Here is a 13805-nt window from a genome sequence, read left to right as displayed (position 1 = left end):
GCAGGTGAGGATGTCGACGAGGGCTTCGCCGGGTCCGGGTTCGGGCACGAGGATGGTCTCGATGCTGACCGGAGCGTTCTTTTCTTTGGCAACAACGGCCTTGACCTTATGAACCATGCTGGGAGCAGTTCCTTTCCGCGCAAGAGGGACTGGCCGCCGTCCGGCCGGTCCAACCCTCATCTTAGGAACACATGTGACGGAACCCGCAAACGCCGCTCGTAGTCTGGCGTCTTGCGGGTTCCGTCGAAGCAAGGTGCAGGCAGGATTTAGACGCCCAAGCGCTCCTTGACCTGCGACAGCGAGGGGTTCGTGGCGTTGCTGCCGTCCGGGAACAGCACGGTAGGCACCGTCTGGTTGCCGTTGTTGATTTGCTCGACCAGTTCGGCAGTACCGGGAACATCCTCAATGTTGATTTCGGTATAGCCGATGCCCTGCGAGTCCAGCTGGGACTTCAGGCGGCGGCAGTAGCCGCACCACGTAGTCGAGAACATGGTGATAGTGCCGGGGGCCGGGACGAATTCCAAGGCAGCTCCTTCGATCGGGGATTCGTAAGGTTCAACCGGTTGTCGGCGGCAAACATTCCCAAGGTCCAGGCCGCCCGGGGACATAATGGAGCCATGTGCGGCAGATACGTGATGGCCCGGAGCACCGGCGACCTGGTGGCGTCCTTCGATGTGGATGAGTCCTATGTCGAACGCATTGAGCCCTCCTACAACGTGGCACCTACCGACGAAGTCCCGCTGATCATTGACCGCAGGCACCCTGAGCCGGATGAGCTCTCGCGGAAACTCGTGATGGCCCGCTGGGGCCTGGTCCCGCCGTGGGCAAAGGACCCCAAGTCCGGGGCGCGGCTGATCAACGCGCGGATGGAAACGGTCACGGAGAAACCGTCATTCCGCAAGGCAGCCTCGCGCAAACGGGCGCTGGTGGCGGCCGACGGATACTTTGAATGGCAGAAGACCGCCGGCGGCAAGATTCCCACCTACCTGCACGGCGCAGACGGGGAATTGCTGGCGTTCGCGGGACTCTTCGAGAACTGGCCCGACCCGTCGCTCCCGGAGGACCATCCGGACAAGTGGCTCCGGACCTTCACGATCATTACGACGGAGGCAACCGACAGCCTCGGACACATCCACGACCGCACTCCGCTAATCGTGCCGCCGGACCTGTATGCGGACTGGCTCGATCCCGGAACGACCGCTGAAGCCGATGTCCGGGCGTTGCTGGATGCAATGCCGGAGCCGCACCTCGTCCCGCGGACGGTCAGCGACAAGGTCAACAATGTGCGCAACAACGGCCCGGAACTGATCGAAGAGGCGGCCTGACCCTGCACCCGGGTGGGTAACAGGCAGTAGCCTGACCCAGGTGAAGGTCAGGGCATCCCCAAACTGACGTTGCCGCCGTCGTCAACGGAAAAAGCAGGATTGAAGACGATGTCCCAGCGGAAGCCGTCCGGATCGGCGAAGCATCCGCTGTAGCCGCCCCACGACTGGTTCCGGCCGGCCGAGACCAGTTCGGCCCCCGCATCCACAGCTTCGGCTATAAGCCGGTCAACCTCCTGGGGACTGTTGGCATTGCGTCCAAGCGAGAGCGGCGCGGCCGGCCCGTCCGTGCAATGGCCGACGTCGCCGTACTCGCCGCGCATGCTGGCCACGTCCCACAGGGCGAGGATCTGCCCGGGGGCAATCTGGATGAAGAAGATTTCGCCCGTTTGCTCTGCCAACGGCTGCCAGCCCAGCCCGTCCACGTAGAAGCGGCGGGAGCGGGCAAGGTCGCGGACGCCAAGGGTGACAGCGGAGACCTGAGGTTTCATGGCTCCATGCTCCCGCGCCCGGGGCCGGGCAGCAAGGAACCCGGCCGGTTCCCCTCGCTGTTGGGATCAGCTTGGGGTCCGGCCGGGTTCCTGCAGTCGGCTTGCTACGGGGCGATCGTCATTGGCGTCCAGCCGCTGCTGCCGATCTGGATCTTGGTGCTGAGGCCGCCGTTGCCGTTGCCCGGGTAGAGCCAGAGCCGGCCGCTGGAGTCGCTGGCCACCAGGTCATTGGTGGTGCCGGCGTCGAAAGCGCCAGGACCGTTGAGTCCGCTCATGCTGTTCCAGCCGCTGTTGCCGATCAGCTTGCGGGCACCGAACGTGCCGTCAGCGTCGCCGGGGTAGAGCCAGAGCCGGCCGCCGGAGTCGCGGGCCACCATGTCATTGGTGGTACCGGCGTCGAAAGTGCCGACGCCGGCGAGCTGGCTCATGGAGTTCCAGCCGCTGGCTCCCGCCACGGTGCGGCGCCGAAGCGGCCGCCGTGGTTCGGGTAAAGCAGCAGTTGGCCGGTGGAGCTGCGGGCGAGCAGATCGACGCTGCCGTCGCCGTCGAAGTCGCCCGGTGCCACCAGTGCAGTGATCGAGTTCCAGCCAGTGCCGATCTGCTGGCGGCGTTCCAAACCGCCGTTGCCGGCGCCAGGATACAGCCACAGGACTCCGTTACCGTCGCGGGCAATGACGTCGGAGTCGCCGTCGCGGTTGAAGTCGCCCGGCATCAGGATGGCGGTCATGGCGTTCCACCCGCCGGTGCCGATATTGAACCGGCTGCTGAACCGTCCCGAACCGTTGCCCGGGTAGAGCCACAGCTTGCCGTCGCTGCTGCGGGCGACCATGTCCGGATTGCCGTCGCCGTTCATGTCCTTCTGCTCGTCAGAGACTGCCGCCACCGGCTCTCCCTCGCCGATCCGCCATGCGTGGGAAGCCGGTGCGCCGACGTTGCCGGCGCGGTCGACGGACCGCACGTTGAAGGTGTAGATGCCGTCGCGCTGGGCGTCGTAGGTCTTGCCCGTGGCGCAGCTGCCCCACGCCGAGTTGGTGTACAAGAGCTGGCATTCGAAGGTGGCGCCGTTCTCCGTGGTCGAGAAGTTGAAGGACGGCGTATTGGTCAGCGACGGGTTCGAGGGCAGTCCGCTACCGAAGGTGACGGTTGCAGGTGTCGTGTCCACGGTCATTGCCAGCTCGCCGGAGGTCAGGAACGCTGCGGCTGTCGGGTCGGCAGGGGATGCCGGGTTGGCGATCCTTGCCGTGACCCTGCGCGGGCCCTCGGCGAGCGCAGCCGTTACCGGAATGCTGTAGTTCCCGCCGGTGGCGACGGCTGAGCCGGCCACCGCGCCATCGACGAGCAGTTCAACGGTTGAACCGTCCGCGGCTGAACCGGTGAAGGTGGGCGTGGTGTTGTTGGTGATGTTGTCCGTGGAAGAACTTCCGCTGTCGCTGGCGGCGGCGAGATCCGGCATGGAAGGCGCACCGTCGGTGGTATCGGAGATGACGCCCTGGACAGCAAAAGAGCTGGCCGTGATCGTGTTGATCCCGGGGCCGCCGGCATTCGGGCCGTCCACCCGCACGAAGTTGTTGCCGGAGGGTGCCCCGGTCACCGCGGTGGCCACGTTGGGATCGCCGATTTTGCCTGCCGGCGGGTTGACCTGGCGGAGGAACGTCGCAGTGGTTCCGTTGCCGTAATCGCCGAGGAAGGCGCGGCCGACACCGTCCCAATCGCAGGCTCCCGGAGTGCATTCGCCAGCGTCGATGGTCTCGTTGATTTCACCGCCGCTATTTCCCGCGACTGCCTCGAAGGTGTGGACGCCGTAGGGGTGGGTGATGGTGTAGGTAGCGCCATCCACCAGGCCCGTCAGCCGGAACCGCAGGCGGGCAAAGCCGATCTGGTCACCGTCAACGACGGCTTCGTTCGCATGTGCGCCTTCGAGTGCGGCTTCGTAGGAGCCTATATCGCCGATGTCGGCTGTGGCGGCGTACCAGAAGGCTTCGTCCGGGAAATTATCCGGATAGGAGGCGGGCCCCGCATTGGGCGGGGTGGAGAGGCAGCCGAGCTCTGCGGTGTAGCAGAACTGCAAGCGGACGGTGCCATCGGAGTACCACATCGGATAGCCGTTGGCAGGATCAATGGGACCGGCTCCGGGGAGCTCGGCTTGCGCCGGCGCGATGGACAGCGGGGCGAAGGCGGCGGCCAGTACGGCGGCTGCAGTTGCGGTGGTGGCGAGGCGCTTAAATGGTCGACGCCGGTTTGGTTTTGCCTGATGTGCGAGTGGCATGGTCTTGCTCCTTTGAGGTGGTGTCCTCAGGCACCATTGCGGCTGGTGGGCCGTTAGCGCTGGATGCGCTGAGCCAACTCTGACGATCGGTTATTGGATAAATCTTGGGGAGCTGCCGGGGAGACCGATTTTGTCGGGGGCAGGACCTAGGCTGTTGCTTGGATTCGAATACATATTCGATTAGAATAAGAGGGTCAAGCTCTTCGGCGGGTGTGTTGGCAGGAGCATGCACGCTGAAGGTCATGGCCCGGATTTCCAGAAGAAAGGTGACTGGAACATGGGTGTTTTCAGCGAATCAATTGAAGTGGTTTGTTCTCCTGCCGGGCAACCAATCAGGCTGGTGTGGCAGAACCGGACGTGGCATGTCGCCGCTGATCCGGTGCGCTGGTTCGAGCGCCGCAAATGGTGGGCAGAGGAACTGCGTGCCGAGCGCGGCAAGGGGGCAGGCCTGGTGGACTACGAAATCTGGCGGGTCCAAGCCAGGCTGAACAGCCGCTCGTCGTTGCGTACCTTCGATCTTTCCCACCATGCCGACAGCGGACGGTGGCGCTTGATCAGAATTCATGACGCAGTCCAGCGTCTGAGCGCCTAGCAATCTACCGCGCCGGCGGTTTCTTTTCCGGGACAGACAATGAGTTTTACCCACTTGCATGTTTCATCCGCCTTCAGTGCCCACTACGGGGTGTCGTGGCCGGATGAACTGGCCGCAGCCGCAGCGTCGGATGGCGCCGATGCTTTGGCCTGCACCGACAGGGACGGCTTGTACGGGACGATCAAGCACGTCAGGGCCTGCCAGGCGGCAGGACTGGATCCGATCATCGGTGCCGATCTCGCGGTCAGTGACGGGCAGGGCGGCAGTACCGGTCGAATAGTGGCCTTGGCCCACGGCGCCAACCGCGGGCAAGGCTACCACGCGCTTTGCCGGTTAGTTTCCGACGCCCACGAAGGCACTGCCGCCGGCAGGGGGAACAAACGCAGCCACGGACCGGCCGTGACGATTGGGCAGCTTGCCCGCCGGGCCGCCGGCCCCGAGGGATCCGGCCCCGTGCTGACTGTGCTGCTGGGCCCTTACTCCGACGTCGGGCAGGCCATGCGGCATCGGCGCTACGCCCAAGCCCGAGCGCTCGCCGACCGGTGGCGCCGCCTGATGCCGGAAGCCGCGCTGGTCGTGGAGGTGGCCAGCCACTTGAGCACGCCGGGCGCAATCTCAGCACAGCCCATGCCGTGCGCCTGTTCAAGCTTGCGGAGGAACTGCAGCTTCCCGCTGTGCTGACCAACGCCGTGCGGTACTGCCGGGAAGACGACGCTGCGACCGCGGATGTGCTGGATGCAGTGCGGGCTTTGACGGCGCTGTCCAGGCTGCCGGACCTGCAGCCCAACGGGCAGGGCTGGCTTAAAAGCGGAACCCAGATGAAGGCCTTGGCGCAGGAAATAGCCCATGAAGCGGGCACCGGCGCGGCTGGTGCCCGCCGCCTGCTGGCCACGACCGGCGCCGTTGCAGACCGATGCCGGATCGACCCGGTCCAGGACATGGGCTACAAACAGCCTGTTGTTCCCGAAGCGTCCGTTATCGGAATCGAGCAGGACCCCGTGGTGGAGCTGGTCCAGCGCTGCGAAGGGGCCATCGGCCGCCGGTTTCCCGGAATCAGCGGCAAGGCGGAGCATGAGCTCAGGGACAGACTCAACCATGAGCTGGGCATTATCACCAGGCTCGGTTTCGCCTCGTACTTCCTCACCGTGGCCGAAGTGTCCAAGATGATCACCAGTATGGGGGTAAGGGCAGCGGCGCGGGGCTCCGGGGCCTCCAGCCTGGTGAACTACCTGCTCAATATCAGCCATGTCAATCCGCTGGACCACGGGCTGATTTTCGAGCGGTTCCTTTCCCGGGACCGGTCCACCCTGCCGGATATCGACATCGATGTCGAGAGCGCCGAGCGGCATAACGTCTATCAGCAGATCTTCAAGCGGTTCGGCGCGAAGCGGGTCACGCTGATGAGCATGCAGAACGGTTACCGGGCGCGTGGGGCCGTCCGTGATGCCGGACTGGCCCTGGGCCTTGAGGAAGCGGAGATCGACGGTATCGCCAAGCAGCTGTGGCGCTTTTCCGCGCGGAAATTCCGCGAGGCGATGGACGAGAAGCCCGAGCTGCGGGACTTTTCCGCCCAGGTGGAGCAGAACCGGCAGCTGGATCTGCTGGTGGATGTGACCGAGCGGCTGGACCGGCTGCCCCGGCATATCTCCATGCATCCGTGCGGTGTGATCCTGGGGGACGAAACCCTGCTGGACCGCACACCCGTCCAGCCCAGCGGACTGGGGTTGCCGATGAGCCAGTTCGACAAGCACGACATGGACCCCATGGGCATGCTCAAGCTCGATGTACTCGGTGTACGGATGCAGAGCTCCATGGCCTTTGCCTTGGAAGAGATCGCCCGCATCCATCCGGACAAGGCCGCGGTTGCCGCTGCCGGCAAACATCCCGGCGCCGCCAGCGGAGGCCCGGACTATATTGCCGACGACGGACGCATCAACCTGGAAGCCGTGCCTCTCGATGACGAACCTACATATGAGCTCATCCGCAGCACCTACACTCTCGGTTGCTTCCAGATCGAATCCCCGGGCCAGCGCGAGCTGGTTGGAAAAATGGCGCCGCGGAACTTCAACGACCTGATTATTGACATTTCGCTCTTCCGGCCCGGACCGATGAAGTCCGACATGGTCCGCCCGTTCCTTGAGCACCGGCATGGCTGGGCACCGGAAAACTATCCGCATCCGGACCTGGAACCTGCCTTGAGGGAAACCCATGGCGTGACGGTTTTCCACGAGCAGGTCCTGAGGACCTTCGATGTCTTTACCGGCTGCGGACTGGCCAAGGCAGATGAATACCGCCGGCTCCTGGGCGATGAGACGGCAGAGCCCGCGGTGGAGGAATACTTCCGGCGGAAGAGTCTTGAACGCGGCTACTCCTCCGAAACCGTCGATAAGGTGTGGAACACGCTCAAGTCATTCGGCAGCTTCGGATTCTGCAAGGCCCACGGCGCGGCATTCGCCGTTCCCACCTACCAGTCGGCCTGGCTGAAGGCCCACCATCCGGAGGCTTTCCTGGCAGGCTTGTGGGAGCATGACCCGGGCATGTACCCGCGCCGGCTGCTGGTAGCCGAGGCACGCCGGATGGGGATTCCGATCCTGCCGCTGGATATCAACCGCAGTACCGACAAGTATCGCGTCGAGCGCGCACCTTCCGGCGATGACGGAGAAGGGAAATTGGGCATCCGCCTGAGCCTTGCGGGGATCTACGGTATGTCGGCTGCTGAACTCAAGCGGATCGTCCGCGGCCAGCCCTATGATTCCCTGGCGGATCTGCGTGCCCGGGCCAAAATCAGCAGGCCGACCTTGAAGCGGCTGGGACAGCTCGGCGCCTTCGACGAGCTCAACCGCACGGCCGGCCGCGCAGGCACCGCTACTCGGGCAGACATCGTCCACCACCTGGACAAACCTCCGGCCAGGCCGGTTCCGCGCAAGTATGAACCGATGGATGGCCAGCTGGCGCTGCCACTGGGCGACCTTGAACTGCGCAATCTGAAGACGCAGTTGCCCGAACCCAGCACACTGGAGAAGGTACGGACCGAGCTGGATTTGATGGCGGTGGATGTCAGCGCGCACCTGATGGACAGCTATGCCCCGCTGCTGGAGGAACTGGGGGCCACCCACGCCAAGGACCTCCTCTCCCTGCGCAGCGGCACCGAGGTCCTGGTCGCCGGCATCAGGGTAGCCACCCAGACGCCGCCAATGCGCGGCGGACGGCGCGTGGTGTTCATCAGCGTGGACGACGGCACCGGCTGCGTCGACTGCACGTTCTTCCACGAGGCCCAGGAAAAGGCCGGACCTTTGCTGTTCGGCACGAAGCTGCTATTGATCCAAGGAACCACCCGCAGGACCGGTCCGCGCGGCATCAGCCTGCAGGCTTCCAATGCATGGGACCTGGCACAGCACGGGACGTTGCCGCTGCCCGGCAGGCGCCAGGGCGGTCCCGAAAACGAGCAGCCAACACTGCAGTTGCCTGAACGCTCAATGTTGGTTGGGCTCAATATCAGCGGATAACATCAAAGAGGCTCGCGGCACCCAACGTACGGTGGCGCATCGAGAGCATTCGCCAACCGAAGGAGACCTCTGTGTCAGCGCCCCAAACCATCACCCTCATCGTCGACGGCGAAGAGAACAAGGTGACGACGGGCACTACCGGAGCCGAGTTTTTCGCGGACCGGCGCGATGTGGTCGTGATGCGCGTCGACGGCGAACTGCGCGACCTTGACCGGCCGCTGCCCGAAGGCGCAAGCGTGGAGTCAGTCACCATCAGCTCCCCGGACGGCTTGAACGTGCTGCGCCACTCGACCGCCCACGTGATGGCACAGGCGGTGCAGCAGCTGCGCCCCGACGCCAAGCTGGGCATCGGCCCGTACATCAAGGACGGCTTCTACTTCGATTTCGACGTCGAGGAACCCTTCACTCCGGAAGACCTCAAGACGCTTGAGAAAATGATGCTCAAGATCGTCAACCAGAACCAGAAGTTCGCCCGCCGGGTCGTCACCGAGGACGAGGCGCGCGAGGCGATGGCCGATGAGCCCTACAAGCTGATCCTGCTCGGGCTGAAATCAGACGCCGAAGAGGCCGGCGAGGGGGCAAGCGTCGAGGTTGGCGCCGGCGAGATCACCATCTACGACAACGTCGACCGCAAGAGCGGCGACACCATCTGGTGCGACCTCTGCCGCGGCCCGCACCTGCCCAACACCAAGCTGATCTCCAACGCCTTCGCACTGACGCGCAGCGCCGCGGCGTACTGGCTCGGCAGCGAAAAGAACAAGCAGCTGCAGCGCATCTACGGCACCGCCTGGCCGACCAAGGAAGACCTGAAGGCCTACCAGGAGCGTCTGGCCGAGGCAGAACGCCGCGACCACCGCAAGCTGGGCGCGGAGCTGGACCTGTTCTCCTTCCCGGACGAACTGGGCTCCGGCCTGCCGGTGTTCCACCCCAAGGGCGGCATCATCCGGCGGACCATGGAGGATTACTCCCGCCAGCGGCACGAGGCTGCCGGCTATGAGTTCGTGTATACGCCGCACATCACCAAGGGCCACCTGTACGAGATCTCGGGACACCTGGACTGGTACAAGGAGGGGATGTTCCCGGCCATGCACATCGACGAGACCCGGGACCCGGAGACCTGGGATGTCGTCAAGCCGGGCCAGGACTACTACCTCAAGCCGATGAACTGCCCGATGCACAACCTGATCTTCCGCTCGCGCGGGCGTTCCTACCGGGAACTGCCGCTGCGGCTATTCGAGTTCGGCTCGGTTTACCGGTACGAAAAGTCCGGCGTCGTCCACGGCCTGACCCGCGTCCGCGGGATGACCCAGGACGACGCCCACATCTACTGCACCCGCGAGCAGATGAAGGACGAACTGACCACCACCCTGAACTTCGTCCTCGACCTCCTCAAGGACTACGGCCTGGAGGACTTCTACCTCGAGCTCTCCACCAAGGACCCGGAGAAGTTCGTCGGTTCGGATGAAGCCTGGGAAGAAGCCACCCGCACGCTTGCCGAAGTAGCCGAAGCCTCCGGGCTGGAACTGGTCCCGGATCCGGGCGGCGCAGCCTTCTACGGGCCGAAGATTTCAGTCCAGGCACGGGACGCGATCGGCCGGACCTGGCAGATGTCCACCATCCAACTGGACTTCAACCTGCCCGAGCGCTTCGAACTCGAATACCAGGCTGCGGACGGCTCCCGGCAGCGGCCCGTGATGATCCACCGCGCCCTGTTCGGGTCCGTGGAGCGGTTCATGGGCGTGCTGATCGAGCACTACGCCGGATCCTTCCCGGCGTGGCTGGCTCCGGTGCAGGTTGTCGCCGTCCCGGTTGCGGACGCCTTCAACGACTACGTTTCCGACGTCGTGGCGAAGCTGCGTGCGCAGGGCATCCGGGCGGAGGCGGACCTGGGGTCGGACCGCTTCCCGAAGAAGATCCGCACCGCCAGCAAGGAGAAGATCCCCTTCGTCCTGATCGCCGGCGGCGAGGACGCCGAGGCAGGCGCCGTATCGTTCCGCTTCCGTGACGGCAGCCAGGACAACGGCGTTCCCGTCGATGAGGCCGTGCAGCGGATCGTCGCGGCCGTGCGCAACAGGGAAGACCAGCCGTGAGCCCGCAGCCGCAGGAGCCCGGCGCAGCAGACGGCCTGCCTGCCGGCGCCGGGACTCCCGCAGAGGCAAGCCACGCCGGTGGACCCGAACTGGACGACTTCGAGCTGCCCGGCGTGCCTGACGCCTTCCAGCGGCTGTGGACGCCGCACCGCATGGCGTACGTCAAGGGCGGCCAGCACCAGTTCAAGGGCCAGGACGAATGCCCGTTCTGCGTGGCCCCGGGTCGAAGCGACGAGGAGTCGCTGATCGTTTACCGCGGCCGGTTCAACTACGTGGTGCTCAACCTCTTTCCGTACAACCCGGGGCACCTGCTCATCTGCCCGTACCGGCACGTTCCGGACTACACGGACATCACCGTTGAGGAAACGGCCGAGTTCGCCGAACTGACCCAAACGGCGATGCGGGTGCTGCGCAAGGTGGCCAACCCCACCGGCTTCAACCTCGGGATGAACCAAGGCGTGACCGGGGGAGCGGGCGTGGCGGCACACCTGCACCAGCACGTCGTGCCGCGCTGGGGCGGGGACGGCAACTTCCTGCCGATCATCGCCCAGACCAAGGCCATCACCCAGACCCTGGACGAGGTGCGCCTGCAGGTGGCGCAGGCCTGGCCGGCCGGGTAACGGGGCAGCGGATGCTCAACAAATACGCCCGCGGCTTCTTCGGCCGCCTGTTCTCGCCTGTGGCCAAACTGCTGCTGCGCTGGGGCATATCGCCGGATGCCGTGACCGTGGTGGGAACGCTGGGCGTATGCCTGGGGGCGCTCATTTTCTATCCGCTGGGTGAACTGTTCTGGGGGACCGTGGTCATCACGGTCTTCGTGTTCTCGGACATGGTGGACGGCCTGATGGCCCGCATGCAGGACCGCAGCAGCCGCTGGGGCAGCTTCCTGGATTCCACCTTGGACCGGCTGTCGGACGCGTCCGTCTTCGCCGGTGTGTCCATCTGGTTCTTCACCGGCGGAGCCAACACCGCCATCGCGGTGGCGGCGCTGGTGTGCCTGGTCCTGGGCATGCTCGTCTCCTACGCACGGGCCAAAGCCGAATCCCTTGGCTGTACTGCCGACGTCGGAATTGCCGAACGTTCCGAGCGCCTGGTCGCGGTGCTGGTCTTCACCGGCTTCACCGGGCTCGGCCTGCCTCCGGTCGTACTGCTCACGGTGCTGGTGCTGCTGGCGGCGGCCTCGCTGCTGACGGTGGCGCAGCGGATCGGGACCGTCTACCGGCAGGTTCACGCCGCCGGCTGATACCCGCGCGGGACGCCGCTTCAGACGCCGTCATACCGTGAGCTGGCGCACCGTTGGGCGGCGTATGATGAGATGTACTCTTTACACCGATACCAAGGGGCTTTTTGTGTCCAGCAGCGAAGCAACTTCAACCCACGCGCCCGTAACCGGCAGCAGCCGGGTCAAGCGCGGCATGGCGGAGATGTTGAAGGGCGGCGTCATCATGGACGTCGTCACTCCCGAACAGGCACGCATCGCCGAAGATGCCGGCGCCGTGGCCGTGATGGCGCTTGAGCGCGTACCCGCCGACATCCGCGCGCAGGGCGGCGTCTCCCGCATGTCCGATCCGGACATGATCGACGGCATCATCGAGGCCGTGTCCATCCCGGTGATGGCCAAGGCCCGCATCGGCCACTTCGTCGAGGCGCAGGTGCTCCAGTCCCTGGGCGTGGACTACATCGACGAGTCCGAGGTCCTGACCCCGGCCGACTTCACCAACCACATCGACAAGTGGAAGTTCACCGTTCCCTTCGTCTGCGGTGCCACCAACCTGGGCGAAGCCCTGCGCCGCATCAACGAGGGCGCGGCGATGATCCGCTCCAAGGGCGAGGCCGGCACCGGCGACGTCTCGAACGCGACCACCCACATGCGCCAGATCCGCGCCGACATCCGCCGGCTGACCTCGATGGCCGAGGATGAGCTCTACGTCGCGGCGAAGGAGCTGCAGGCCCCCTACGAGCTGGTCAAGGAGATCGCGGAAACCGGCAAGCTGCCGGTCGTGCTCTTCACTGCCGGCGGCATCGCCACCCCCGCCGACGCCGCGATGATGATGCAGCTCGGCGCCGACGGTGTCTTCGTCGGCTCCGGCATCTTCAAGTCCGGCAACCCGGCCGAGCGCGCCGCGGCCATCGTGAAGGCCACCACCTTCTACGATGATCCGGACATGATCGCCAAGGTCTCCCGCGGCCTGGGCGAAGCCATGGTCGGCATCAACGTCGACGACATCCCGCAGCCGCACCGCCTCGCCGAGCGCGGCTGGTAAAACAGGCTAACGACGGCGACGCCCGGGTACCGCAGTAGGCTGCGGTTCCGGGCGTCTGCTGTATGCGGAAGGGGGATCCTGGCGCCATGGGAGACAGCAAACGGGGACCCAGGAGTGGCGAGGTCGTGGGGCACGCGGGGGCGCTGCGGCCTACCAGCGCGCTGCGGACAGGAGTGGTGCTACGGGCCCTGTTACTGGTCGCCGTTCTGGCAACGGCATCCGGCTGCGGGGTGGTGGCCGACGACGGCGGGCGGCCGCTTTCCGCGGGCGAGGGCACCAGCCAGGCTGCCTCCGGCACCGCCCACGAGGGGAGCGGACCGGCTCAGGGGGCTTCGCCGTCGTTATCTCCGTCCCCGAAGGTGACCGACGGAGCCGGACCGGACTGCCCGGGATCCGCTGCGCCACCGTGGTGATGACCGGTGACCTGCTCTTGCATGAGCCGCTGTGGGGGCAGGCCGGGCGGGACGCCTCGGCGGCGGGCGGGGACGGGCTGGACTTCACCCCGATGCTCACCGGGCAGCAGGAATACCTCGCCGGCGCGGACCTAGCCCTCTGCCAACTGGAAACCCCGTTGGCCGAGGCCGGCGGACCGTACTCGGGCTATCCGGCGTTCAACGCGCCGCCGCAGATCCTCGATGCGGCCAAGGCCGTGGGTTATGACGCCTGCACCACCGCCAGCAACCATACCTTCGACTCCGGGACTGCCAGGCTGGAACGGACGCTGGACGCACTCGACGAACGCGGGCTGGAGCACACCGGCTCGTACCGCAGCGCCGACGACGCGGACGACGTGCTGGTGCTTGACACGCCCGGAGCCCGGATCGCCGTGGTGACCGGGACCTTCTCCCTGAACGGGCTGGTGCCGGATGAGCCGTGGCAGGTGGACAGGCTGGACACGGAGACCATGATCGCGAAGGCGCGGCAGGCGCGGGAGGAAGGTGCCGACGTCGTACTTGGCGCGATGCACGCCGGCGACGAATACACCAACTATGCGAACGCCCACCAGCAGGACGTGGCGCACACGCTGGCGGACAGCGGCGAATTCAGCATGCTGTACGGCCACCACAGCCATTCGGTGCAGCCGGTGGAGAAGTACGCGGACACGTGGATCGCCTACGGCCTGGGCAACACGCTGGCCGCGCACGCCACGCCGGACATCCTGAACACCGAAGGGCTCATGGTCCGCGTGCAGTTCAGCCAGGACCAGGACGGCGGGCAATGGCGGGCGGAACGGCTGGACTGGCTGCCCGCCACGTTCGCGGGGCTGCAGCACC

Annotated in this window: 11 protein-coding genes and 2 pseudogenes; 8 read left to right on the top strand and 5 right to left on the bottom strand. The window is 65.7% G+C overall.

Annotation, left to right across the window (positions count from 1 at the left end; all coding sequences use genetic code 11):
• Both D477_RS22035 and D477_RS11265 read right to left on the bottom strand, forming a co-directional pair.
• Positions 1 to 117, bottom strand: a pseudogene (locus D477_RS22035) (S-(hydroxymethyl)mycothiol dehydrogenase); the annotation flags it as partial.
• Positions 118 to 266: 149 nt separating this feature from the next.
• Positions 267 to 491, bottom strand: coding sequence for a mycoredoxin (locus D477_RS11265; RefSeq protein ID WP_373875813.1), 225 nt, complete (start codon positions 489 to 491; stop codon positions 267 to 269).
• Positions 492 to 617: 126 nt separating this feature from the next.
• Between D477_RS11265 and D477_RS11260 the strand changes: the two genes are divergently transcribed.
• Entirely contained in the window at positions 618 to 1325 is a 708-nt protein-coding gene (locus D477_RS11260) for an SOS response-associated peptidase (RefSeq protein WP_081608545.1), read from the top strand.
• A 47-nt stretch (positions 1326 to 1372) separates the two neighbouring features.
• Here the strand turns inward: D477_RS11260 and D477_RS11255 are convergent, their stop codons facing one another.
• The 3 genes from D477_RS11255 to D477_RS21195 all read right to left on the bottom strand — a co-directional run bounded on the left by D477_RS11255 (position 1373) and on the right by D477_RS21195 (position 4079).
• Positions 1373 to 1813, bottom strand: coding sequence for a VOC family protein (locus D477_RS11255; RefSeq protein ID WP_005269207.1), 441 nt, complete (start codon positions 1811 to 1813; stop codon positions 1373 to 1375).
• A gap of 104 nt (positions 1814 to 1917) precedes the next feature.
• A complete protein-coding gene (locus tag D477_RS21200) occupies positions 1918 to 2241 on the bottom strand; it encodes a hypothetical protein (RefSeq protein ID WP_052510753.1) in 324 nt (107 codons plus the stop codon).
• Positions 2238 to 4079, bottom strand: coding sequence for a VCBS repeat-containing protein (locus D477_RS21195; RefSeq protein WP_052510752.1), 1842 nt, complete (start codon positions 4077 to 4079; stop codon positions 2238 to 2240). The genes D477_RS21200 and D477_RS21195 overlap by 4 nt, the downstream gene beginning before the upstream one ends.
• Before the next feature lie 226 nt (positions 4080 to 4305).
• Here D477_RS21195 and D477_RS11245 point away from each other — a divergent pair, with 226 nt between their 5' ends.
• The 7 genes and pseudogenes from D477_RS11245 to D477_RS11215 form a co-directional block, all read left to right on the top strand.
• Complete coding sequence (locus D477_RS11245) at positions 4306 to 4671, top strand: DUF6504 family protein (RefSeq protein ID WP_005269206.1); 366 nt, start codon at positions 4306 to 4308, stop codon at positions 4669 to 4671.
• Positions 4672 to 4710: 39 nt separating this feature from the next.
• A pseudogene (locus tag D477_RS11240) lies at positions 4711 to 8177 on the top strand (DNA polymerase III subunit alpha).
• A gap of 71 nt (positions 8178 to 8248) precedes the next feature.
• Positions 8249 to 10267: a threonine--tRNA ligase gene (gene thrS / locus D477_RS11235; protein WP_005269205.1), complete on the top strand. Its 2019-nt coding sequence runs from the start codon at positions 8249 to 8251 to the stop codon at positions 10265 to 10267.
• Positions 10268 to 10302: 35 nt separating this feature from the next.
• A complete protein-coding gene (locus D477_RS11230; protein ID WP_052510755.1) occupies positions 10303 to 10887 on the top strand; it encodes an HIT family protein in 585 nt (194 codons plus the stop codon).
• An 11-nt stretch (positions 10888 to 10898) separates the two neighbouring features.
• Positions 10899 to 11510, top strand: a complete 612-nt coding sequence (gene pgsA / locus D477_RS11225; protein ID WP_005269203.1) for a phosphatidylinositol phosphate synthase — start codon at positions 10899 to 10901, stop codon at positions 11508 to 11510.
• Between the two features lie 106 nt (positions 11511 to 11616).
• A complete protein-coding gene (gene pdxS / locus D477_RS11220; protein ID WP_005269202.1) occupies positions 11617 to 12531 on the top strand; it encodes a pyridoxal 5'-phosphate synthase lyase subunit PdxS in 915 nt (304 codons plus the stop codon).
• Between the two features lie 412 nt (positions 12532 to 12943).
• Positions 12944 to 13805 (top strand): CapA family protein (locus D477_RS11215; protein WP_005269201.1); only part of this gene is annotated, 862 nt, incomplete at its 3' end.

Source organism: Arthrobacter crystallopoietes BAB-32, from assembly GCF_000328305.2.
Classification (GTDB): Bacteria; Actinomycetota; Actinomycetes; order Actinomycetales; family Micrococcaceae; genus Crystallibacter; species Crystallibacter crystallopoietes_A.
This window is presented reverse-complemented; position numbering and strand designations above follow the sequence as displayed.